The organism is Sphingomonas sp. Leaf67 (assembly GCF_001421965.1).
Lineage (GTDB): Bacteria > Pseudomonadota > Alphaproteobacteria > Sphingomonadales > Sphingomonadaceae > Sphingomonas.
This window is the reverse complement of record NZ_LMLP01000012.1, coordinates 217,550-239,181: the sequence shown is the minus strand read 5'-3', so window position 1 is coordinate 239,181 and position 21,632 is coordinate 217,550. Positions and strand designations below refer to the sequence as shown.

Genomic DNA, 21,632 nt, shown 5'->3' with positions numbered 1-21,632 from the left:
GGCATTCCCCCTCATTACGCTTATTTCCGGAGTTTCCCCATGCGCGCCGAAGCGCAAGCCCATGTAGACAAGATCAACGATGCGCTCTCGCTGTTGCGCCGCTTCCTCGACTGGGACCGCGCGCTACGTCGGCTCGACGAGCTGAACGCGCGCGTCGAGGACCAGGCATTGTGGAACGATCCCAAGGCCGCGCAGGAAGTGATGCGCGAACGCCGCCGGCTGGACGAGGCGATCACCGCCACCCGCACCATCGAGCGTGAATTGTCCGACACCGTCGAACTGATCGAGATGGCCGACGAGGAAGGCGATGCCGAGATGGCCGACGAAGGCGTCGCCAACCTCGCCGAACTCGCCCGGCGTGCCGATCATGACAAGGTACAGGCGCTGTTGTCGGGTGAAGCCGATGCCAACGACACCTATATCGAGATCAACGCCGGCGCAGGCGGGACCGAGAGTCAGGACTGGGCCGGCATGCTGCAACGCATGTACACCCGCTGGGCCGAACGCCGCGGCATGAAGGTCGAACTGGTCGACCAGCATACCGGCGAACAGGCGGGCATCAAATCGGCGACGTTGCTGATCAAGGGCGAGAATGCGTACGGTTTCGCCAAGACCGAAGGCGGCGTCCACCGGCTGGTCCGCATCAGCCCGTATGACAGCGCGGCGCGCCGGCACACCTCGTTCGCATCGATCTGGGTCTATCCGGTGATCGACGATAATATCGAGGTCGAGTATAACGAAAGCGACCTGCGCATCGATACCTATCGCGCGTCGGGTGCCGGTGGTCAGCACATCAACACCACCGATTCGGCGGTGCGGATCACCCATATTCCGACCGGCATCGTCGTACAGTGTCAGAACCAGCGGTCGCAGCACAAGAACAAGGCCGAGGCCTATAACCAGTTGCGCGCCCGCCTGTACGAACGCGAACTGGCGATCCGCGAGGCGGAGGCCAATGCGGAGAACGCGACCAAGACCGATATCGGCTGGGGTCACCAGATCCGCTCCTATGTGTTGCAGCCGTACCAGATGGTGAAGGACCTGCGCACCGGCGTCGTCTCGACCGCGCCGGGCGATGTGCTCGACGGCGCGCTCGATCCGTTCATGGCGGCGGCGCTGTCGCAGCGGGTGACCGGCGAAGCGGTCGAAGTCGAGGATGTCGACTGAGATGCGTCGCGTCCTCCCGGCCCTGCTGTTGCTGCTGGCCGGCTGCGATGCGACGCAGCCGAGCGCGGGTGCCAATGCGCAGCGGGAGGACCGGCACGACTTTCCGAAGGCCGACCGGCCGGTGGCGACGATCGTGTCCGCCCGCTGGTCGACCGAGGAAGCACGCGACCGGCTGAACGAGGCCGAACTGGTGATGGACCGCGCCGGCATCGCATCCGGCATGACCGTCGCCGATATCGGCGCGGGCGAGGGCTATTACACCATCCGCATGGCGCAGCGCGTCGGCCCGGACGGGCGGGTGCTGGCCGAGGACATCATTCCGCAGATCCGCGATGCGCTGGCGCAGCGCGTGGCGCGCGAACGGCTCGACAATGTCAGCGTGCGGCTGGGCGAACCCGATGATGCGAAGCTGCCGGCCAACAGTTTCGACCGGGTGCTGATGGTCCATATGTACCATGAGATCGCCGAGCCCTATGCGTTCCTGTGGAACCTGCGCCCGTCGCTGCGCACCGGCGGACAGGTGGTCGTGGTCGACGCCGACCGCCCGACCCAGAATCATGGCACCCCGCCCGCGCTGCTGAAATGCGAATTCGAGGCGGTCGGCTATACGATGGTCGAGCTGCGGAAAATGCCTTCGGCCGGCGGCTATATCGCGATGTTCACCCCGCAGGGCGCACGGCCCGCGCCGGACAGGATCGTCCCATGCCGCGTACCCGCGCCCGGCGCGAGTCCGAGCGGCAACCACAAGGGCTGACGGCCTTACCCAACCTGATCCCGACCCGTTCAGTTCGAGCAGTTTCGAGCGTGTCGAGACACGTCCGTCGAGAACCGGCCCGCTTGGCGCACCCCCTTCTCGACATCGGTTCTCGACAGGCTCGAACCTGCGCTCGAAGCAAACGGAGGAGGGAAATTTGGGACGTTTTCCGTTCGTGCTGAGTAGGGGGTGAGCTTGTCGAAAACCGTATCAAAGCACCCGCGGCACGTATCCTTCGATACACCATTTCGACAAGCTCAATGCCTTCCCTGAGCGACGGCCGCAGGCAGGCAGTCGAAGGGGCTACGCAGGACAAACGGCTATCTGCTTTCGGTCAACAAAACCGGTGCGAGCAGCAACAGCAACTTCACATCGACCGCCTTCCCCGCCGCCCGTTGTTCCGCGACGAACCCGGCCAGTTCCGTCAGCGCCACCCGGTGGACGATGATGTCCTCCCCCGGCACCCCGCCGCCATCGCCGACCCGCGTCAATGCGCCCGCACGGAACAGCGTGAAGCTTTCCGACACCATTCCCGGCGACGAATGATAGTCGCCGAGCGAGGTCATGCTGCCCGCGCGATAGCCGGTCTCTTCCTCCAGCTCGCGCGCCGCCGCGACCGCCGCCGCTTCGCCGGCGCTGTCGTCGCCGACCAGCCCGGCGGGCAGTTCGATACAGGCCCGGCCCAGCGGCACGCGATATTGCTCGACCAGCAGCACATGCCCGTCGTCGATCGCCACGATCACCGCCGCGCCGATGCCGTTCGCGCGCCCGACATATTCCCATCGCCCGCGTTTCTTCGCGGTGATGAAGCGTCCCGCCCACATCACTTCCTCGGGAGCGTCGCTGTCGATCATCGAACTTCCTGTCATGGCCCTTGCGTGCCGCCACCGTATCGAAGCACAACAGCGGCCTCAACCATGGGGAGATGGTCATGGGAATGATCAAGGAATTCCGAACCTTCGTCGCGCGCGGCAACGTCCTCGACCTGGCGGTCGGCGTCATCATCGGCGCGGCATTCGGTACGATCACCAAATCGCTGACCGACGACATCATCATGCCGGTGATCGGCTATCTCTTCGGCGGGTTCGATTTCTCCAGCTATTTCCTGCAACTGGGCCCGATTCCGGCCAGCTATACCGGTTCGCCCGACAATTATGCCGCACTCAAGGCAGCAGGTGTGCCGCTGTTCGGCTATGGCGAATTCATCAGCGTCATCATCAACTTCCTGATCCTCGCCTTCATCGTCTTCCTGCTGGTCAAGTTCGTGAACCGCGCCATCGCGTTGGTGCACGAAGAGCAGAAGACCGGCGAAGCCCCGCCCGCCGCCGATCCGGTCGACGTCGCGCTACTCCGCGAAATCCGCGACGAATTGCGCGCGGCGCGGGCGCGGCCGGAAATGTGACCTGCCGCCCCTCCCTGTCGGGGAGGGGCTGTGGCACCTTACGCCGCCGCCAACTCCAGTGCCGCCGCCTGCGCCAGACTGGTGCCGTCGAGAATCCGCGCGGTCTCGTCGCGCACCCGTGCCATGGCGTGGCGGATCGCGCAGCTCGCCTCGTCCTTGCAGTCGCCGCACGGGCGATAGGCGGTGCGGCTGACGCACGGCACCAGCGCCAGCGGCCCTTCGATTACACGGATGATTTCGCCGAGCGAGATCAGATGCGCCGCGCGCGCGAGGTGATAACCGCCCGCCTTGCCCCGCGTCGACGACAGAAAGCCGGCCTCGCGCAGGTCGGCGAGGATCAGTTCGAGGAATTTGCGCGGCACGTTCGCGGCGGTGGCGATGCGGTGCATCGGCATGGGCGCCTCGCCCGCGGGTTGTTCGGCAAGGAACAGCATCGCGCGCAACGCATAGCGGGAACGCTGGGTCAACATCGTCCTCTGCCCATGCCACTTGCGCTACAGCAATGGAAGTCGGCTTCTTTTCAAAGCCGGGACAACCGCCTATATGGGTCGGTGCCGGCTTCCAGCCGGCTATGACGATAAACTGCGGCGTGCAATAGACGCAGCGGACCCGGGGGCAGTACCCGGCGGCTCCACCATAAGGTGGTGTTTCTGGACACCGTTTCTGACGGGGCCGAACCAGGATCGACGTGTGTTGAAAAGCGCTGTTTTCGTTCGGAATGGGACCACCGCAACGGCCCATACACACAAGTGCCAACGATAACGAAGCACTCGCGATTGCGGCGTAACTAAGGGCCTCACGGCCTGAAGTTACTCCAAAATAGCGCGGTTGGACCGAACCGGGCAACAGAATCGGATTCCAGCGGTACGGGGGGCACCGGGCAACAGAAGCTCCCCACTTCGCCATGTTGCCGCCGACGCCGTTGCCGCGCCGAAGGCCGGGAGTTCGAGGCGCAAGCGGGCGTGGCCAGTTACCCGCCATCCACCTTCCGCTTCCACCCTGACCACGCTACGGCCCGCGCATGGACCTCGATCTCATCGCCCTGCTCATGCTGGTCGCGTTCGGCGCGGCCACGCTCGACGCGATGGCGGGCGGCGGGGGGCTCATCACCCTGCCCGCGCTGCTTGCCGCCGGGGTGCCGCCGGTCGCGGCGCTGGGCACCAACAAGCTGCAAAGCGCGTGCGGCACCGCCGGCGCGACCTTCGCCTTCTGGCGCAAGGGGCATATCGACCTGCGCCGCTTCACCTGGCCCGCGCTCGCCTCGTTCGCCGGGGCAGCGGGCGGCGCGGCACTGGTGCAGGCGATCGACCCACATTTCCTGTCGGCGGTGCTGCCGGTCCTGCTGGTCGCGATGGCGCTGTATTTCCTGTTCGGGCCGCGCCTGTCCGACGTCGATACCCATGTCCGCCTCGCCCCGGCCGGCCTGCTGCTCGCGATCGCGGCGATCGGCAGCTATGACGGATTTTTCGGACCGGGCACCGGATCGTTCTTCACCCTGCTGCTGGTCACCGCCGCCGGCATGGGCGCGACGCGCGCGGTGGCGCATACCAAGCTGCTGAACCTTGCCAGCAATCTGGCCGGCGTCGCCGTACTGGTCGCGGGCGGCCATGTGTGGTGGACGCTCGGCCTTGCCATGGCGCTTGCCAGCCTTGCCGGGGGACAGGTCGGCGCGGCGCTCGCGATCCGCTGGGGCGGGCGCGCGATCCGGCCGCTGCTGGTCGTCCTGTCGCTGGCACTGACGGTGAAGCTGCTGGCCGACCCGGCCAACCCGCTGCGGGTCTGGCTGGGGATTTAACCCGGTCGCTTACACCCCCGCCCGTTTGCTTTGAGCGCAGGTTCGAGCCTGTCGAGAACCGAAGTCGAGAAGGCGTTGCCCCAAGCGACCAAGTTCTCGACGGACGCTTCTCGACAGGCTCGAAGCTGCTCGAACCGAACGGGGGCGATGGGGGGAAGGGGCTTCAATCCAGCCGCCGCCCCGCGATCCGCGTCAGCCGGCACGCCAGATCCGCCTCGCCCGACGCGACGATCCAGTCGTCGCCGTCGCGGACGATGCCGGTCGTGAACACCACCGGCTGCGGCAGATACGCCTGATGCGCGAACGGCGCGATCAGCGCCGGTGCCGCCTGCAGCACCGTGACCGATTCGTCGCGCTCCAGCACCCGGCTGGCATCCGCATCGATCAGCGCGCGATACGTCCGGTACACCCCGACCGCCCCCTGTTTTTCCACGCCATGATAGAGCAGCATCCACCCGCGCGCCGTCCGCACCGGCGGCGTGCCCCCGCCCAGCTTGTACGCCGCCGCGCCCTTCAACGGTCGCAGCGCCGGTTCGGCCAGCGGCCGCCAGTGCAGCATGTCGGGGGACGTGGCGAGATTGATGCTCGGCCCGCTGCCCTCCGCGCCATCGGGCGACGCCACGAACCACGCATCCGACAGCGGCCGGGTCAGCGACACGAACCGCTCGCCCACCCGCCCCTCGAACGGGACCATGTCCTTGTTACCATGGTCGAGCACCATGCCCTGCGACTGCCAGCCAAACCCGTCGTCCGACCGGTACATCACCGTGCACAGCCGCCCGCCCGACACGCCGCACACCGTCATCCAGTACACGCCGTCGATCGCCACGATCCGTGGGTCCTCGATGCCATATTGCGCATAGTCCGCCGCCGGTTCGACCGCCCGGTTGTAATGCACCGCCACCACCCGCTGGCCGTCGGCCGAAAATTCGACCGGCAACAGCCATGACAGCGACGTCAGCCCCAGAAACGGATAGGCCCCGCCGGTCAGCGCGAAGAATCGCGGATCGCGCACATCGGCCGTATCCGACGCAAACCCGTCGAGCACATAGCCGCCCGGCGTCCAGCGTATCGAGCGCACCTGTCCGCCCCGCACCGGCTCGCGCAACGCCTCGGCGATCCGCACCAGCAGCAGCAAATTGCCGTTCGGCAGCCGCGTCAGCGCCGGATTGAACGCCCCCAGCACATAGGTCGGCTCGGATATGTCCCGGCGCAGCGGCGATCGGGTCAGGTCGACATCGTCGGGGGCGAAGACGATCCGGTCGTCGCTCACGCCGCCGAACCGCCGTCCTGCATCGACTGGTGGTGGCGGATCACCTCGTCGATGATGAACCGCAGGAACTTCTCCGAAAATTCGGGGTCGAGATCGGCATCGCGGGCCAGCGACCGCAGCCGCGCGATCTGCGCCTCCTCGCGACCGGGATCGGCGGCGGGCAACCCTTCGTCCGCCTTGTAGCGGCCGACCGCCTGCGTCACCTTGAACCGCTCGGCCAGCAAAAAGACCAGCGCGGCATCGATATTGTCGATGCTCTGGCGAAAGCGTTGCAGCGTCGCGTCGTGCATGGGCGTCCTTCATGGGCGGTCGGTGCCGGGATATGCCCCTTTCGCGCGACCGGACGTGCGGCGCAACCCCGCCTTTCCCTTGCGTTCGCACGTGCGAACCGCCACATCGCTGGGACATGACGGCTACCCTGCACCGCCTCGACAAGCGCACCGAACCCTCGCTCGATCCGCTGATGGCGCTGGTCGCCGACGACATGAATCGCGTGAATTCGGTCATCCTCGACCGGATGCAATCGAAGATTCCGTTGATCCCCGAACTCGCCGGCCACCTGATCGCGGGCGGGGGCAAGCGGATGCGGCCGATGCTGACGCTCGCGTCCGCCCGGCTGATCGGCTATGGCGGCACGCGCCATCATCTGCTGTCGGCGGCGGTCGAATTCATCCACACCGCGACGCTGCTCCATGACGATGTCGTCGACGGATCCGACCTGCGCCGGGGCAAGCGCACCGCCAACATCATCTGGGGCAACCCCGCCAGCGTGCTGGTCGGCGACTTCCTGTTTTCCAAAAGCTTCGAGCTGATGGTCGAGGCGGAAAGCCTGAAGGCGTTGCGCGTCCTGTCGGGCGCGTCCGCCGTGATCGCGGAAGGCGAGGTCAACCAGCTGACCGCGATCCGCCGCATCGACACGCCCGAGGATCGCTATCTCGACATCATCGGCGCAAAGACCGCCGCGCTGTTCGCTGCCGCCTGCCGCATCGCCGCGATCGTCGCCGAACGGTCGGACGCCGACGAAGCCGCGCTCGACGCCTATGGCCGCAATCTCGGCATCGCGTTCCAGTTGGTCGACGACGCCATCGATTACGTGTCCGACGCCGATACCATGGGCAAGGCTGCCGGCGACGATTTCCGCGAAGGCAAGATGACGCTGCCGGTCATTCTCGCCTATGCCCGCGGTGATGAAACCGCGCGCAGCTTCTGGCGCGACGCCGTGTCGGGCAAGCGCGCCGACGATGCCGATTTCGCCCATGCGATCACGCTGGTCCAGTCGTCGCGCGCGGTCGACGATACCCTCGCCCGCGCCCGTCATTACGGCCAGCGCGCGATCGACGCGATCGGTCGCTTCCCCGACGGTCCGGCCAAGGACGCGATGGTCGAGGCGGTCGAATTCGCGGTTCGCCGCGCCTATTGATCGGACCGGTCGTGTCCGGTTGCACGAAAACCGCTTATGGCGGAATAGGTTACCATGCCTGATTCGCTGAAGTTCGACGACGCCGCCTTCACCATCCGCATCGATCCGGCGCGCAAGCTGCTCGACATCGACCTGCGCGGGCTATGGGACCCGGCGATCGTGGCGCGGTTCCGCGATGCGCTGGCGACGATGCTCGGCCGACTGCCGGCGCTGGGCTGTCCGCTGGGACAGCAGGTCACGTTGTTCGACATGACGCAGTTCGCGGTCCAGCCGCGCGAGGTGCTGCCGCTGCTCGAACAGATCGCCGCCAATCCCGGCGTCTCCTCCCGCCGCATTGCGATCGTCGCCAACAGCATGCTGCTGAAAATGCAGGCCAAGCGACTCGCGCCGAACATCGCCCTGTTCGAAGCACGCGATCCGGCACTGGCGTGGTTGGCAGAGGACGGCCCGGCGGCGCGCTGACGCTTCCGGGCATTCGACGTCACCCCGGACTTGATCGAGCCCTCGGCGAAAGTCGCACGCTTGGCCAAGAGTTCGCCGCACCCCCGCGCAGGCGGGGGTCCAGGGTTCCAGGCGCAAGCCGTTGTTCTGCCTGGCTCTGGACCCCCGCCTGCGCGGGGGTACGGCAGTGGGTGAGATACAGCACTTTCGCAGAGGTCTCGACATGATCCGGGGTCGCGCGTCTGATTTGGTTCACCCTCACCCTTCCCACCCGGTTACACCGGGCAGGCCCCCTCCCTCTCCCGGTGGGAGAGGGAGGGAGCGGCGAAGCCGCGGAAGGGTGAGGGTGAGGCCGCATCGACCCCCGACGCAAAGCCACCCGGCAACGAACCCGTACTTTCCTACACCGCAAACCCATGACAGGCTCGTCCAACGCTCTGTCGCATCGTTGCCACCCCGACCCGGACGGGCAAAAACCGCGCACCGATCAGCCCATCGACGTCACCGACGCAAACCGCGTGCAAGTGTGACCTTTGTGACCTTTGGCCTCAAACCGCCCGCTTCTCCAGCGCCTGCGCAGCCTCGGCCATCAACGTCGCGATGATCTCCGCCGCCGGTTCTTCCTTCGTCACCATGCCGACCGACTGCCCGGCCATCAGGCTGCCATGCTCGACATCGCCGTCGATCACCGCGCGGCGCAGCGCCCCCGCCCAATAATGTTCGATCTGCAACTGCGCCTCGGCCATCGCCACGCCGCCTTCGTCGAGCATCTGCGCCACTTCGCGCTGCTTGGCGGTGAACAGCTCGCCCCCGGCATTCTTGAGCGCGCGCACCGGGATGACCGGCAGGCGCGCGTCGATCTGTACGCTGGCCACCGCATCGCGCGCCGATGCGCGCAGGAACGCCTTCTTGAACGCCGGATGCGCGATCGATTCGGTCGCGCAGACGAAGCGCGTGCCGAGCTGGACCCCCGCCGCGCCCATGTCGAGATAGCCGGCGATCGCCTCGCCCCGACCAATGCCGCCCGCGACGAACACCGGTACCTGGTTCGCGACCTCGGGCAGCATTTCCTGCGCCAGCACGCTGGTCGACACCGGGCCGATATGGCCACCGGCCTCCATCCCCTCGATCACCAGCGCATCCGCGCCCGACCGGATCAGCTTTTTCGCCAGCGCCAGCGCGGGCGCAAAGGCGATGACCTTGGCGCCGGTCGCCTTGATCGCTTCCAGCGATCCCTTGGGGGGCAAACCACCGGCCAGCACGACATGCGTCACGCCATGGCGCCCGCACACGTCGATCAGGTCGAAGAGCGCCGGGTGCATGGTGATCAGGTTCACGCCGAACGGCTTGTCCGTCAGCGCCCTGGTCCCCGCGATCTCCGCATCGAGCAGCTCGGGGGTCATCGCCCCGCATGCGATCACGCCGAACCCGCCGGCGTTGGAGATGGCGGCGACGAGGTTGCGCTCGGACACCCACGACATCGCGCCACACAGGATCGCGGACTCGGAACCGAGGAAGTCCCGGCCGCGCGCCATGCGGCGCTCAAGGCGCTCGGCGCCGATCGAAGCGTTGGTCATTGCCCCGCCTAGCGCGGGCGGGCGGCTTCGGGCAAGCAGGGACGATGATGCGACAGGAACATGGCGAGCTGGTGGTCACCACCAACGGACAGGGGCTGGTCCTGATGACCGGGCAGGTCCGCCACTGGGTCGAGGCGACCGGCATCAGCGACGGATTGCTGACGCTGTTCTGCCGCCACACCTCGGCCTCGCTGCTGGTGCAGGAAAATGCCAGCGCCGCCGCGCGCGACGACCTCGAACGCTTCTTCCGCCACATCGCCCCCGAAAGCGACCGCTACGCCCATGACAAGGAAGGGCCGGACGACATGCCCGCGCATCTGCGCACGGCGCTGACCAACACGTCGCTGTCGATTCCCGTTATCGGCCACCGCCCGGTGCTCGGCATCTGGCAGGGCATCTACCTGTTCGAACACCGCAAAGGCGCGCACCGCCGGAGGGTCGCCGTCCACCTGCTAGGCGAATAACATGCTCCCCGGCACGGGGAGGGGGACCAGCGAAGCTGGTGGAGGGGGATTTCCGCATACGGAGGGGCGGCCGGGAAGCGCTTTCCTACACCCGCCAACCCTACCAGCCTGACGACGTTCTTTCTCCTCGCCGAACCTCGAACCTCCCGCAGCAGGCCCGAACCCCAAACCCGGCACCAGCCCCCCCCCCCCGTGTCAACTTCCATGCATCGCCGCCGCCCCCGCAGGCCGCCAACCCTCTGCACTGCAACGAAAAACAAAACGCCGAGGCCGCTTCGCAACCCCGACGTCCTGTCAACTTCGCCAACTTCCAGCACCCCGTCCGGGGCAGGCGTTTACGCCTCGACGGCGTCCAGCCCATAGGCCGTGTGCAGCACCCGCACCGCCAGTTCGGTATAATCCTCCTCGATCAGCACGCTGACCTTGATCTCCGACGTGGTGATCGCCTGGATATTGATGCCGCGGTCGCCCAGCGTCTGGAACATGGTCGACGCCACGCCGGCATGGCTGCGCATGCCGACACCGACGATCGAGATCTTGGCGACCCGCGTGTCGTGCAGCAGCTTGGCGAAACCGATATCGCCGCTCGCCTTGTCCAGCGTGTCGATCGCGCGGGCCAGTTCGGCGGCGGGCACGGTGAAGGTCACGTCGGTCGACCCCGCCGAATGGGCGATATTCTGCACGATCATGTCGACGTTGATCCCGGCTGCCGCCAGCGGGGCAAAGATCGATCCGACCGAACCGGGACGGTCGGGCACGGCGACCAGGGTGATCTTCGCCTCGTTCTTGTCGTGCGCGATGCCGGTGATGAGCTGCCGTTCCATGTCCGTCACTTCCTCTTCGCCGACGATCAGCGTTCCACGATATCCGTCCTCGTCGCGCGTATCGTCGAACGACGACAGCACGCGGACGCGGACCTGTTCCTTCATCGCCAGCCCGACCGAGCGGGTCTGGAGCACCTTTGCCCCCACCGAGGCGAGCTCGAGCATTTCCTCATACGTCACCCGCGCCAGCTTGCGCGCGCGCGGCACGATGCGCGGGTCGGTGGTATAGACGCCGTCGACATCGGTGTAGATGTCGCAGCGATCGGCGTGCATCGCCGCCGCCATCGCCACCGCCGACGTGTCCGATCCGCCGCGCCCCAGCGTGGTGATGCGCCGGTCGTCGGTCACGCCCTGAAATCCCGGGATTACCGCCACTTCGCCGCGCGCCAGCGATTCGTCGAGCGCGGTCGTGTCGATCGATTCGATCCGCGCAGTCGCATGGGCGTCGCTGGTGCGGATCGGCAATTGCCAGCCGAGCCACGATCGCGCCGGCACGCCGATCGCCTGCAACGCGATCGCCAGCAGCCCGCTGGTCACCTGTTCGCCCGACGACACCACCGCATCATATTCGCGCGGGTCGTACAGCGCCGATGCTTCGCGACAAAAGCCGACCAGCCGGTCGGTATCGCCGGCCATCGCCGACACGACCACCGCGACCTGATTGCCCGATTCGACCTCGCGCTTCACGCGCTCGGCGACGTTGCGAATGCGTTCGATCCCCGCCATCGAGGTGCCACCGAACTTCATCACGATCCGCGCCATGCGTTTGCCATTCATCCTTGGGGGGAATGGCGGCGGCTGATAGGAGAGCGCCATGACGAACGCAAGCGAAGCAATCTTTATGTCCGAAAAAGCGTTGGGCACGCAATCAAGCATCGTCGCGCGCGAAGCCGCCCATTTCGGCGAGATGGCCGCCGACTGGTGGAACCCGCATGGCAGCTCGGCGATGCTCCACCGGCTGAACCCGTTACGCCTCGCGTTCCTGCGCACCGCGATCGATTCGCATTGGGGCGGCGATGGCGTCGGCTTCACCCCGCTGGCGGGCAAGACGGTGCTCGACGTCGGCTGTGGCGCGGGGCTGCTCGCCGAACCGCTCGCCCGGCTTGGCGGACAGGTTACCGGCGTCGATGCCGCGCCCGAAAATATCGGCGCGGCCCGTGCCCATGCTGCGATGAGCGGCCTGTCGATCGACTATCTGTCGGGGGGCGTCGAGGCCGTCGCCGGCCGCCGGTTCGACCTCGTCACCTCGCTCGAAGTGATCGAGCACGTCGCCGATCCCGCCGCCTTCGTCCATGCGCTGACACAGGCGGTGGCACCGGGCGGGCTGCTGGTCGTGTCGACGCCCAACCGCACCCCGCTCTCGCGCCTCGCGATGATCTCGGTCGGCGAAGGGATCGGCCTGATCCCGCGCGGCACCCATGATTGGGACCGCTTCCTGACTCCCGACGAACTGACCGCGCACCTGCGCGCCGGGGGCATGACCGTATCGCCGCCGACCGGCCTTGCCTTTTCGGCGACGCACGGCTTCAAACTGTCCGACGACGTTTCGCTCGACTATTTCCTGACGGCGACGCGGGGCTAGCTCCGCGCCGCCGCCCGCCTCACTTCTTGTCGAGGTTGATGATGAACAGCGGCCCGAATTCGAAGGTCTGCTTGCCCGTCGCCAGTTGCAGCGACGCCATCAATTCGCCCGCCGCATAGTCGCGATCGGCCTTGCCCGCCACCTGCTGGAACTCGAACGCCTCACCTGCTTCGATCGGCCCGCCGACGATGGTGGTATAGGGTTCCTTGTTCAGCTGGATGCCGGCGCTGGCGATCTTCGCCTTGGTCCCCGCCGGCAACCCCGTCGCACGGACGTGGAAGGCGAGGACGAGGCGGTCGCCCTTCGCCACCGGCGCGGTGGTCGGCGACTGGAGCTGGATGTTCCACGGATTCTTGTCGGCACCCGGAATCGACAGCTTCAGCATCTTGCCGCCATCGACATCCTTGCTCCGCGTCAGCGGCGGCTTCGCAATGCCATAGACCTGCAGGCTGCCCGGCATCGGCGCGTTGATGACCTTCGCGGCAAAATCTTCGGCGGTCTGCGCGGTCGACGGTGCGGCGACCACGGCAACCAGCGCGGCTGCCATCCAGCTTTTATGCATATCCCCTCCCAAGGAATGTTGGAGCGATGATGCTAGGCGAAGCCCGGCTCGCCGATCAATGGTAAACGTTGTCAGAGCATGTCGGAAAACGCGCGGTTGCGCGCTTTGCAGCATCGGCTCGAAACTCGCCCTTTCGTGCGTTCCACACCAGACTCAGAGAATTGGCCTCAAGGATTACTATTCCCATCTTCCGTTGATGGACGACGACCTGCACCGCTTCACCACCGCGCAACGCGACCGCTATGCCGATGCGCTCGCCGAGCTTCGCGCCGGCGCAAAGCGCAGCCACTGGATGTGGTTCGTGTTTCCACAGATCGCCGGCCTCGGCCACAGCACCACCGCACGGCATTTCGCCATCCGCGATCTGGCCGAAGCCCGCGCCTATCTGGCGCATCCATTGCTCGGCGAACGGCTGCGCGAATCGAGCGAAGCCTTGCTCCCCCATCGCGGCCACGACATCGCCGGCATCCTCGGCGCGATCGACGCGATCAAGCTGCGCTCGTCGATGACGCTGTTCGACGCGGCAGCGAATGGCGGCGAACCGGTCTTCGCCGCGATCCTCGACGGCTTCTACGGCGGCAAGCGCGATCCGGCCACGCTTGCCCGCCTGTAATCAGCCGCGGGCAATCAACCGCGCGGGGTCAGTTTCAGCAGCTTGGCATTGGCCCCGTCCTGCAAGACCCAGATCGCGCCGTCCGGTCCCTCCTCGACTTCTCGGATACGGGCGTTCATCGGCCACTGGTCTCCCTTGGCGGCTTTGGTGCCGCTCACATCGACCCGGATCAGCGCCTCGCTCGACAGACCGCCGATGAACAGGTCGCCGGCATATTGCGGGAACAGCTTGCCCGAATAGACGATCAGCCCGCCCGGCGAGATCACCGGGTTCCACGCGACCTTCGGCGCTTCCAGATCGGGGCGGGTGCTGTGGCGCGGGATCGGGCGGCCGTCATAATGATCGCCCTCCGACACCAGCGGATACCCGTAATTGCGCCCGGCGACGATCAGATTGACCTCGTCACCGCCCTTCGGACCCATTTCCTGTTCCCACAAATTGCCCTGCGCATCGAATGCGATCCCCAGCAGATTGCGGTGGCCATAGGACCAGACCGCCGGATGGAAGCCCTTCGCGGTCAGCCCCGGATCGCCCGCCGGCTGTCCGTCGAGCGTCAGGCGCAGCACCTTACCCAGCGTCGCCTTCGGGTCCTGCGCCGGATCGAATTTCTGCCGCTCGCCATTGGTGAAGAACAGGTGTTGACCATCGGGCGCGAACGCGATCCGGCCCGAATAATGGCCGTCGCCACCCACGAACGGCGTCGCGCGGAACAGTTCGGTGATGCCGGTCAGCCGGTTGCCATCGAGCACCCCGCGCGCCAGCACGACGCCCTTGCCCCCGTCCCCGGCAACCGAATAGCTGAGATACACCCGGCGGCTGTTGGCGAAATCGGGGGCGAGCACCACGTCCATAAGCCCGCCCTGCCCCGCCGAATCGACCGGGATGGTCGCGGCGGTGGTGCGCTGAGCGCCATCGGCGCTGACCAGCAGCAGCGTGCCGCCCTTTTCGGTCACCAGCATCCGCCCGTCGGGCAGGAAGGTCATCGCCCATGGCGCGTTGAACGTCGTCACTTCCCGCGCCGCGAACGGCAGGCCGCCGGTGGTCGGGCCGGGCGCGGGGGCCGGAGTCGCGGTGGCGGTCGGGGCCGGGGCGACGATGGCGGGCGCCGCATCCACGTCGCTGCCGGCGTTGCACGCCGCCAGCAACGCAGCGGCGGGAATCAGCGAACGGAATGACGGCATCGGCGGAATCCTCTCGAAATAACGTTATTGTTGTTGGCAACGCGGTGCCGGCGGGCACGATCCGGTGCCCCTTGCCGAGACATGCAATTTTACATATAGGGACGTTGCTTCCTCGACATCGCCAACGTGCCGAGGCCGGTTCCAGCAGGGACCGGCAGCGAAGCGGCGTAGCTGATGGAGACGGCATGGCGGATATCGCCGAACTGACGCGATTGATCGAACCAGAAGCACAGGCACTGGGCTTCGCGCTCGTGCGGGTGAAGATGATCGGTGGCAAGTCGGACCCGACGTTGCAGGTCATGGCCGAACGGCCCGACACGCGGCAGCTGACCATCGACGACTGCGCCGAACTGTCGCGTCGCATTTCCGACCTGATGGACGAAAACGATCCGATCGAGGAAGCGTATCGTCTGGAGGTATCGTCGCCCGGTATCGACCGGCCGCTGACGCGCCTTGCCGATTATGACGACTGGAAGGGGTTCGAGGCGCGCGTGACGCTCGATGCCCCGATCGACAGTCGCAAGCAGTTGACCGGTATCCTGATGGGCACCGAAGGCGATCAGGTCACGATCGACGTGCGCAAGCACAAGCCGATGACCGTCCCCTTCGCCGCGATCATCGATGCGAAACTGGTCATTACCGATGCCCTGCTGAAGGCGACGGCGCCGCTTTCGACCGCGGGTGCCGACGAGTACGAAGACGAACCGGCCGACGACGAACCGGCTGACGCAGAAGGACAGAACTGACATGGCCACCGCCGTCACCGCCAACCGGGCGGAACTGATCGCGATCGCGAATGCGGTCGCATCGGAAAAGATGATCGACAAGGCCATCGTGATCGAGGCGATGGAAGACGCGATCCAGCGCGCCGCCAAGACGCGCTACGGGTCGGAAAACGACATCCGCGCCAAGCTCGATCCGAATACCGGCGACCTCCGCCTGTGGCGCGTGCTCGAAGTCACCGAGCTGGTCGACGACCATTTCAAGCAGATCGGCGAGAAGGACGCGCAGAAGCTGCAAAACGGTGCGGCGATCGGCGACTATATCGTCGACCCGCTTCCCCCGATCGAATTCGGCCGCATTCAGGCGCAGGCATCGAAGCAGGTCATCCTGCAAAAGGTGCGCGACGCCGAACGCGAACGCCAGTTCGAGGAATTCAAGGACCGGCAGGGTGAGATCATCACCGGCGTCGTCAAGCGCGTCGAATTCGGCCACGTCGTCGTCGATCTGGGTCGCGCCGAGGGCGTCATCCGCCGCGACCAGCAGATTCCGCGCGAAGCGGTCCGCGTCGGCGACCGTGTCCGCTCGCTGATCCTGAACGTGCGCCGCGAGAATCGCGGGCCGCAGATCTTCCTCAGCCGCGCGCATCCCGACTTCATGAAGAAGCTGTTTGCGCAGGAAGTGCCCGAAATCTACGACGGCATCATCGAGATCAAGGCCGCTGCCCGCGATCCGGGTTCGCGCGCCAAGATCGGTGTCATTTCGCATGACGGCTCGATCGATCCGGTCGGTGCCTGCGTCGGCATGAAGGGCAGCCGCGTGCAGGCCGTCGTGCAGGAGATGCAGGGCGAAAAGATCGACATCATCCCGTGGTCGCCCGACACCGCGACCTTCGTCGTCAACGCGTTGCAGCCGGCAAATGTCGCGCGCGTCGTGCTCGACGAGGAAGAGGACCGCATCGAAGTCGTCGTTCCCGACGATCAGCTGTCCCTCGCCATCGGCCGTCGCGGCCAGAATGTCCGCCTCGCCAGCCAGTTGACCGGCAAGGCGATCGACATTCTGACCGAAGCCGATGCGTCGGAAAAGCGTCAGAAGGAATTCATCGAACGCTCGGGCATGTTCGAGAAGGAACTCGACGTCGACGAGACGCTGGCACAGCTGCTGGTCGCCGAAGGCTTTGGCGAGCTGGAAGAAGTCGCCTATGTCGAGATCGAGGAACTGGCAGGCATCGAAGGCTTCGACGAAGACCTCGCGCAGGAGCTGCAAAGCCGCGCGCAGGAAGCGCTCGAACGCCGCGAACAGGCCGCCCGCGAAGAGCGTACCGCGCTCGGTGTCGAGGATGCGCTGGCCGAGCTGCCGTATCTGACCGAGGCGATGCTGGTGACGCTGGGCAAGGCGGGCATCAAGACGCTCGACGACCTTGCCGACCTCGCCACCGACGAACTGGTCGAAAAGAAGAAGGCCGAACCGCGTCGTCGCGGCGACGATGCACCGAAGCGCGAAGCGCCCAAGGGCGGCATTCTCGCCGAATATGGCCTGACCGACGAACAGGGTAACGAGATCATCATGGGCGCCCGCGCCCATTGGTTCGCCGATGAGGACGTCGCGGTCGAAGATTCGGAGGACGCAGTTGCGGAATCCGAACAATGACACGCCACGGCTGACCGACAGCCCCGAGCGTAGTTGTATCCTGTCGCGTGAACATGGCTCACGCGACGGGCTGGTACGGCTTGCCCTGTCCCCGGATGGGGACATCCTTCCCGATGTCCGCGCCAAGGCTCCCGGCCGTGGTGCGTGGATCGGGGTGACCCGGGCCGAGCTGGAAACCGCCATAGCCAAGGGGCGGTTGAAGGGTGCGCTGGCGCGTGCGTTCAAGGGCGCGACGCTGACGATCCCCGCCGACCTCCCGCAACTGGTCGAGGATGCGCTGCGGCGTCATGCGCTCGACCGGCTCGGGCTGGAGGCCAAGTCGGGGTTCGTCGTCGTCGGCGGCACTGCGATCGACAAGGCGGCACGCAGTGGCAAGCTGTACGCCCTGTACCATGCATCCGACGCCGCCCCCGACGGCGCCGGCAAACTGGCGCAGGCATGGCGCGTCGGCAGCGACGAAGAAGGATCGGGTCGCAAGGGATTGGCATTGCCGGTCCCACGCACCATATTGTCATTGGCGCTTGGGCGCGAAAATGTGGTACATGTCGGCCTGACCGACGCACGGGCGGCACAGCGAGCCAATGACGCGCTGTCCCGCTGGCTGCACTTTATCGGACCCGAACCTATCCCTGCGGCTTGCGAAACATCTTCGCAGGGCGCATCGACGGCGCAATTTTCCGACACGGACGTTGTCGGGCATATCGGCGTCGACCAATTGAAGCAGGAACCTGAGTAACCGGATGAGCGACATCGACAACGACAAGCCGAAGCTGGGCACCCGCGCGCCGCTCGGCCTCAAGCGCACCGTGGAAACCGGCAAGGTGAAGCAGAGCTTCAGCCATGGCCGCTCCAACACGGTGGTCGTGGAGGTGAAGCGCCGCCGTGTGCTTGGCCGTCCCGGCGAAGAACAGCAGCCCGTCGAACAGGCGGCACCGGAAGCGGCACCCGCACAGCAGCGTCCAGCTGTTGCGCCAGCAGCCCCTGCTCCGCGTCCGGCGGCTGATAATGCCGGTCTTTCGCGCCACGAATTGCAGGCAAAGCTGCTGCGCGAGGCCGAAGAAGCACGGATGAACGCGGCCGAGGAACATCGTCGTCGTGACGAACGCCTCGCCCGCGAAGCCGTTGAGGCCGAGCGTGCCCGTGTCGAGGAAAAGGCGCGCGCTGCCGCCGATCCGACGCCTGCTCCGGAACCGACCCCGGCACCTGCTCCGGAACCGACGCCCGCGCCGGTTGCCGAACCAGCCACGGAACCGACGCCGGCTCCCGAGCCGACGCCCGCTCCGGTCGAGGCAGCACCTGCGCCCGCAGCCGAGCCGATCCCAACGCCGGAACCGGTCGCGGAGACGCCTGCGCCCAAGCCGACGCCGGCACCCGCTCCGGTTGCGGCCAAGCCTGCACCGGCACGTCCTGCGCCGCGTCCGGCACCTGCGCCTGCCCCGGCACCGCAGCCGATCGTCCTTACCGCCGATCCCAACCGGCCGGCACCGCGTCGCTTCACGCCGGTGCAACGTCCCGAAATTCCAAAGCCGCAGCCCAAGCCCGAGCCGGCTCCCGCGCCTGTCGCCGCTGCGGCAGCGACGCCCGCCGCCCGTCCGGCCGCTGGCGGTCAACCCGCGCGTCCGGGTCCGTCGGGCTCGGGTCAGGCGACCCCGCGTCGCAACGAACCGGCACGTCCCGCGCCGTCGCGTGACCGCAAGGGCGACGATCGCCGCCAGTCGGGCAAGCTGACCGTCACCCGCGCTTTGGGCGATGATGGTGCCCGCTCGCGCAGCCTTGCCGCGTTGAAACGTGCGCGCGAGAAGGAAAAGCGTGGCTTTGGCGGCCCGCGTGAACCGCAGATCAAGCAGGTCCGCGACGTGCAGGTTCCCGAAACCATCACCGTGCAGGAACTCGCCAACCGCATGGCCGAAAAGGGTGCGGATCTGGTCAAGACGCTGTTCAAGATGGGTTCGCCCGTCACGATGACGCAGACGATCGACCAGGACACCGCCGAATTGCTGGTGACCGAATTCGGCCACAACATCGTCCGCGTCAGCGATTCGGACATCGACCTTGCGCTCGACACGGGTGAAGACGCCGTCGAATCGCTGCGTCCGCGTCCGCCGGTCGTCACGATCATGGGCCATGTCGATCACGGCAAGACCTCGCTGCTCGACGCATTGCGCGGGACCGACGTCGTGCGTGGTGAGGCCGGTGGCATCACCCAGCATATCGGTGCCTATCAGGTGACGATGAAGGACAAGTCGCGGATCACCTTCCTCGACACCCCGGGCCACGAAGCGTTCAGCGAGATGCGCGCACGCGGTGCCGACGTGACCGACATCGTCATCCTCGCGGTCGCCGCCGATGACGGTCTGATGCCGCAGACCATCGAGGCGATCAATCACACCCGCGCCGCGGGCAAGCCGATGATCGTTGCGATCAACAAGGTCGACAAGCACGAGGCGAACCCGCAGCGGATTCGTGAACGCCTGCTGGAACATGACGTGCAGGTCGAGGAAATGGGCGGTGAAACCCAGGACGTCGAAGTATCGGCGCTCAAGAAGACCGGCCTTGAGGAACTGATCGAAAAGATCCAGCTTCAGGCCGAACTGCTCGAGTTGCAGGCCAACCCCGATCGTGCCGCCGAAGGCAGCGTGATCGAGGCGAAGCTCGACAAGGGCCGTGGTCCGGTCGCGACCGTGCTGGTTCGTCGCGGCACGCTGAAGGTGGGCGATGTGTTCGTCGTCGGCGCGGAAAGCGGCAAGGTCCGTGCGCTGATCGACGACAAGGGGCGTCAGGTGAAGGAAGCCGGTCCGTCGACGCCCGTCGAGGTGCTGGGCCTGTCGGGCGTGCCGATGGCGGGGGATCCGCTGCAGGTCGTCGAGAGCGAAGCGCGTGCCCGCGAGGTCGCCGAATATCGTCAGAGCGTGCTGCTCCAGAAGCGCACGACCCAGGCACCGGCGAGCCTCGAGAGCATGTTCTCGGCGCTCAAGTCGAAGCAGGCGATCGAATATCCGTTGGTGGTCAAGGCCGATACCCAGGGGTCGGTCGAAGCCATCGTTGGTGCGCTCAACAAGATCTCGACCGACGATATCCGGGTGCGCATCCTGCATTCGGGTGTCGGCGGCATCACCGAGAGTGACGTGACGCTGGCGGCGGCATCGGGTGCGCCGATCATCGGCTTCAACACCCGTCCCAATGCCAAGGCGCGCGAAATCGCCGAGCGGAACAAGGTGGCGTTCAAATATTACGACGTCATCTATACGCTGACCGACGATATTCGCGCGGGCATGGCGGGTACGCTGGGTCCGGAAGCGTTCGAAACCGTCGTCGGCCGTGCCGAAATCCGCGAGGTCTTCTCGGCGGGCAAGCATGGTCGGGCCGCCGGTCTGCTGGTGGTCGAAGGGATCATCCGCAAGGCGCTCAAGGCACGCATCACGCGCAACGACGTCATCATCTACCAGGGTGAGATCGCGTCGCTGCGTCGCTTCAAGGACGATGTTCCCGAAGTGCGCGCGGGCCTCGAATGCGGTGTCACGTTCACGCAGAACTTCACCGACATCAAGGCGGGCGACTTCCTTGAAACCTACGAAGTCGAACTGCGCGATCGCACGCTGTGATTGACGGGCGGCAAGGGGCAACCCTTGCCGCCACGCTCCGCCCCCGGCTGCGCCTTGCAACGGCATGGATCACCGGCGGGGCGGCGGCATTGTTTGTCGCCAACCTGCTTTCCTATTGGGCCATACCTGTCGTCACCGTCTTGCTGGCCCTGTGCTGGCTGGCACTATGGATCGACGGACTGGTGCGAAGCTGGCAGTTGCGCGCGGAGGGATTGCCGGCGTCGTTGCCGGCCTTTCTCCCGCTCATCGTCCTTCCCTTTGCTGCGTTTCTTGCGAGCCACGCGCTGTACTGGTCGCATGTCGCGCCATCATGGTGGCGGCTGCGGTCCGAGCGTAGCGCGTTCGATCAGGCGCTTACCGGTGGTCCCGTACCGATAGGTATCGCCGGTATCGCGCGGTCCGGTTCACGCATGGTTTTCCGAACCGTGAACGGCACGTTAGGGAACTGGGCGGGCATCGTTTACGATCCCACCGACCGCATGGCTGCCGCGCGCGGCTGGAACGGCGGACCGGTCGCCGCCGACATTCGAACCACCTTCGGCAACAACACCATCTGGTGCCAGCGACTCGACAGTCACTGGTTCCACTGTCAATTCGGTTAGATC

At 66.3% G+C, this 21,632-nt stretch carries 22 protein-coding genes and 1 other RNA gene; 15 read left to right on the top strand and 8 right to left on the bottom strand.

Translation table 11 applies throughout. The features are described from left to right. The first annotated feature begins 39 nt into the window (after positions 1-39). Both prfB and ASE90_RS08775 read left to right on the top strand, forming a co-directional pair. Entirely contained in the window at positions 40-1,167 is a 1,128-nt protein-coding gene (gene prfB / locus ASE90_RS08780) for a peptide chain release factor 2 (protein ID WP_055998911.1), read from the top strand. Between the two features lies 1 nt (position 1,168). After that, a complete protein-coding gene (locus tag ASE90_RS08775; RefSeq protein WP_082449677.1) occupies positions 1,169-1,921 on the top strand; it encodes a class I SAM-dependent methyltransferase in 753 nt (250 codons plus the stop codon). Positions 1,922-2,241: 320 nt separating this feature from the next. Here ASE90_RS08775 and ASE90_RS08770 read toward each other — a convergent pair whose 3' ends face one another. Then, the gene (locus ASE90_RS08770; protein ID WP_055998907.1) at positions 2,242-2,775 is read right to left on the bottom strand and encodes an NUDIX hydrolase; all 534 of its coding nucleotides are present in this window, start codon (positions 2,773-2,775) and stop codon (positions 2,242-2,244) included. A gap of 77 nt (positions 2,776-2,852) precedes the next feature. Here ASE90_RS08770 and mscL point away from each other — a divergent pair, with 77 nt between their 5' ends. Then, complete coding sequence (mscL, locus tag ASE90_RS08765) at positions 2,853-3,323, top strand: large conductance mechanosensitive channel protein MscL (protein ID WP_055999252.1); 471 nt, start codon at positions 2,853-2,855, stop codon at positions 3,321-3,323. A 38-nt stretch (positions 3,324-3,361) separates the two neighbouring features. Here the strand turns inward: mscL and ASE90_RS08760 are convergent, their stop codons facing one another. After that, the gene (locus tag ASE90_RS08760; protein ID WP_055998905.1) at positions 3,362-3,793 is read right to left on the bottom strand and encodes an RrF2 family transcriptional regulator; all 432 of its coding nucleotides are present in this window, start codon (positions 3,791-3,793) and stop codon (positions 3,362-3,364) included. Positions 3,794-3,836: 43 nt separating this feature from the next. On the opposite strand from ASE90_RS08760, the gene ssrA reads away from it, so the two are divergent. Both ssrA and ASE90_RS08755 read left to right on the top strand, forming a co-directional pair. Continuing rightward, positions 3,837-4,222: a transfer-messenger RNA gene (gene ssrA / locus ASE90_RS19095) on the top strand. A 122-nt stretch (positions 4,223-4,344) separates the two neighbouring features. Further along, positions 4,345-5,118, top strand: coding sequence for a TSUP family transporter (locus tag ASE90_RS08755; RefSeq protein WP_055998904.1), 774 nt, complete (start codon positions 4,345-4,347; stop codon positions 5,116-5,118). Between the two features lie 163 nt (positions 5,119-5,281). Here ASE90_RS08755 and ASE90_RS08750 read toward each other — a convergent pair whose 3' ends face one another. Next, the gene (locus tag ASE90_RS08750; RefSeq protein WP_055998903.1) at positions 5,282-6,391 is read right to left on the bottom strand and encodes a glycosidase; all 1,110 of its coding nucleotides are present in this window, start codon (positions 6,389-6,391) and stop codon (positions 5,282-5,284) included. Further along, positions 6,388-6,681 carry a chorismate mutase gene (locus ASE90_RS08745; RefSeq protein WP_055998902.1) on the bottom strand — a complete coding sequence of 98 codons (294 nt, stop codon included), beginning with the start codon at positions 6,679-6,681 and terminating at the stop codon, positions 6,388-6,390. The genes ASE90_RS08750 and ASE90_RS08745 overlap by 4 nt, the downstream gene beginning before the upstream one ends. Positions 6,682-6,797: 116 nt before the next feature. On the opposite strand from ASE90_RS08745, the gene ASE90_RS08740 reads away from it, so the two are divergent. Both ASE90_RS08740 and ASE90_RS08735 read left to right on the top strand, forming a co-directional pair. Further along, positions 6,798-7,811, top strand: a complete 1,014-nt coding sequence (locus ASE90_RS08740) for a polyprenyl synthetase family protein (RefSeq protein ID WP_055998900.1) — start codon at positions 6,798-6,800, stop codon at positions 7,809-7,811. Between the two features lie 54 nt (positions 7,812-7,865). Beyond that, positions 7,866-8,273 carry a hypothetical protein gene (locus tag ASE90_RS08735; protein WP_055998897.1) on the top strand — a complete coding sequence of 136 codons (408 nt, stop codon included), beginning with the start codon at positions 7,866-7,868 and terminating at the stop codon, positions 8,271-8,273. A gap of 527 nt (positions 8,274-8,800) precedes the next feature. On the opposite strand, the gene ASE90_RS08730 is transcribed toward ASE90_RS08735, so the two are convergent. Then, positions 8,801-9,787 carry an NAD(P)H-dependent flavin oxidoreductase gene (locus tag ASE90_RS08730; protein WP_055999249.1) on the bottom strand — a complete coding sequence of 329 codons (987 nt, stop codon included), beginning with the start codon at positions 9,785-9,787 and terminating at the stop codon, positions 8,801-8,803. Positions 9,788-9,876: 89 nt separating this feature from the next. Between ASE90_RS08730 and ASE90_RS08725 the strand changes: the two genes are divergently transcribed. Continuing rightward, complete coding sequence (locus tag ASE90_RS08725) at positions 9,877-10,293, top strand: secondary thiamine-phosphate synthase enzyme YjbQ (RefSeq protein ID WP_055999246.1); 417 nt, start codon at positions 9,877-9,879, stop codon at positions 10,291-10,293. Between the two features lie 335 nt (positions 10,294-10,628). Here the strand turns inward: ASE90_RS08725 and ASE90_RS08720 are convergent, their stop codons facing one another. After that, a complete protein-coding gene (locus tag ASE90_RS08720; protein ID WP_055999243.1) occupies positions 10,629-11,879 on the bottom strand; it encodes an aspartate kinase in 1,251 nt (416 codons plus the stop codon). Between the two features lie 52 nt (positions 11,880-11,931). Between ASE90_RS08720 and ubiG the strand changes: the two genes are divergently transcribed. Then, complete coding sequence (gene ubiG / locus ASE90_RS08715; RefSeq protein ID WP_082449674.1) at positions 11,932-12,699, top strand: bifunctional 2-polyprenyl-6-hydroxyphenol methylase/3-demethylubiquinol 3-O-methyltransferase UbiG; 768 nt, start codon at positions 11,932-11,934, stop codon at positions 12,697-12,699. A gap of 19 nt (positions 12,700-12,718) precedes the next feature. Here ubiG and ASE90_RS08710 read toward each other — a convergent pair whose 3' ends face one another. Further along, positions 12,719-13,261: a hypothetical protein gene (locus ASE90_RS08710; protein WP_055998896.1), complete on the bottom strand. Its 543-nt coding sequence runs from the start codon at positions 13,259-13,261 to the stop codon at positions 12,719-12,721. A gap of 196 nt (positions 13,262-13,457) precedes the next feature. Between ASE90_RS08710 and ASE90_RS08705 the strand changes: the two genes are divergently transcribed. After that, a complete protein-coding gene (locus tag ASE90_RS08705) occupies positions 13,458-13,874 on the top strand; it encodes a DUF1810 domain-containing protein (RefSeq protein ID WP_055998894.1) in 417 nt (138 codons plus the stop codon). Positions 13,875-13,888: 14 nt separating this feature from the next. On the opposite strand, the gene ASE90_RS08700 is transcribed toward ASE90_RS08705, so the two are convergent. Further along, positions 13,889-15,055 (bottom strand): PQQ-dependent sugar dehydrogenase, encoded by a 1,167-nt coding sequence (locus ASE90_RS08700; RefSeq protein WP_055998892.1) that lies wholly within the window; start codon positions 15,053-15,055, stop codon positions 13,889-13,891. A gap of 185 nt (positions 15,056-15,240) precedes the next feature. Here ASE90_RS08700 and rimP point away from each other — a divergent pair, with 185 nt between their 5' ends. Genes rimP through ASE90_RS08675 form a run of 5 tightly spaced genes read left to right on the top strand, consistent with a single transcriptional unit; the run spans position 15,241 to position 21,629 of the window. After that, positions 15,241-15,801 (top strand): ribosome maturation protein RimP, encoded by a 561-nt coding sequence (gene rimP / locus ASE90_RS08695; protein WP_055998890.1) that lies wholly within the window; start codon positions 15,241-15,243, stop codon positions 15,799-15,801. A gap of 1 nt (position 15,802) precedes the next feature. After that, a complete protein-coding gene (nusA, locus tag ASE90_RS08690) occupies positions 15,803-17,425 on the top strand; it encodes a transcription termination factor NusA (RefSeq protein ID WP_055998888.1) in 1,623 nt (540 codons plus the stop codon). Between the two features lie 10 nt (positions 17,426-17,435). Continuing rightward, on the top strand, positions 17,436-18,161 hold the full coding sequence (locus ASE90_RS08685; protein ID WP_055999237.1) for a DUF448 domain-containing protein: 726 nt from the start codon (positions 17,436-17,438) through the stop codon (positions 18,159-18,161). A 4-nt stretch (positions 18,162-18,165) separates the two neighbouring features. Beyond that, positions 18,166-21,027: a translation initiation factor IF-2 gene (gene infB, locus ASE90_RS08680; protein ID WP_055998886.1), complete on the top strand. Its 2,862-nt coding sequence runs from the start codon at positions 18,166-18,168 to the stop codon at positions 21,025-21,027. Beyond that, positions 21,024-21,629, top strand: coding sequence for a hypothetical protein (locus ASE90_RS08675; protein WP_055998884.1), 606 nt, complete (start codon positions 21,024-21,026; stop codon positions 21,627-21,629). The genes infB and ASE90_RS08675 overlap by 4 nt, the downstream gene beginning before the upstream one ends. Positions 21,630-21,632 lie beyond the last annotated feature (3 nt).

Coding starts and splice junctions, on each gene's coding strand:
- mscL (WP_055999252.1), top strand. CDS start 2,853: ATGGGAATGATCAAGGAATTCCGAACCTTCGTCGCGCGCGGCAACGTC.
- ASE90_RS08705 (WP_055998894.1), top strand. CDS start 13,458: ATGGACGACGACCTGCACCGCTTCACCACCGCGCAACGCGACCGCTAT.
- ASE90_RS08775 (WP_082449677.1), top strand. CDS start 1,169: ATGCGTCGCGTCCTCCCGGCCCTGCTGTTGCTGCTGGCCGGCTGCGAT.
- ASE90_RS08770 (WP_055998907.1), bottom strand. CDS start 2,775: ATGATCGACAGCGACGCTCCCGAGGAAGTGATGTGGGCGGGACGCTTC.
- ASE90_RS08700 (WP_055998892.1), bottom strand. CDS start 15,055: ATGCCGTCATTCCGTTCGCTGATTCCCGCCGCTGCGTTGCTGGCGGCG.
- ASE90_RS08735 (WP_055998897.1), top strand. CDS start 7,866: ATGCCTGATTCGCTGAAGTTCGACGACGCCGCCTTCACCATCCGCATC.
- nusA (WP_055998888.1), top strand. CDS start 15,803: ATGGCCACCGCCGTCACCGCCAACCGGGCGGAACTGATCGCGATCGCG.
- prfB (WP_055998911.1), top strand. CDS start 40: ATGCGCGCCGAAGCGCAAGCCCATGTAGACAAGATCAACGATGCGCTC.
- rimP (WP_055998890.1), top strand. CDS start 15,241: ATGGCGGATATCGCCGAACTGACGCGATTGATCGAACCAGAAGCACAG.
- ASE90_RS08740 (WP_055998900.1), top strand. CDS start 6,798: ATGACGGCTACCCTGCACCGCCTCGACAAGCGCACCGAACCCTCGCTC.
- infB (WP_055998886.1), top strand. CDS start 18,166: ATGAGCGACATCGACAACGACAAGCCGAAGCTGGGCACCCGCGCGCCG.
- ASE90_RS08710 (WP_055998896.1), bottom strand. CDS start 13,261: ATGCATAAAAGCTGGATGGCAGCCGCGCTGGTTGCCGTGGTCGCCGCA.
- ubiG (WP_082449674.1), top strand. CDS start 11,932: ATGACGAACGCAAGCGAAGCAATCTTTATGTCCGAAAAAGCGTTGGGC.
- ASE90_RS08755 (WP_055998904.1), top strand. CDS start 4,345: ATGGACCTCGATCTCATCGCCCTGCTCATGCTGGTCGCGTTCGGCGCG.
- ASE90_RS08745 (WP_055998902.1), bottom strand. CDS start 6,681: ATGCACGACGCGACGCTGCAACGCTTTCGCCAGAGCATCGACAATATC.
- ASE90_RS08760 (WP_055998905.1), bottom strand. CDS start 3,793: ATGTTGACCCAGCGTTCCCGCTATGCGTTGCGCGCGATGCTGTTCCTT.
- ASE90_RS08730 (WP_055999249.1), bottom strand. CDS start 9,787: ATGGCGCGCGGCCGGGACTTCCTCGGTTCCGAGTCCGCGATCCTGTGT.
- ASE90_RS08720 (WP_055999243.1), bottom strand. CDS start 11,879: ATGGCGCGGATCGTGATGAAGTTCGGTGGCACCTCGATGGCGGGGATC.
- ASE90_RS08725 (WP_055999246.1), top strand. CDS start 9,877: ATGCGACAGGAACATGGCGAGCTGGTGGTCACCACCAACGGACAGGGG.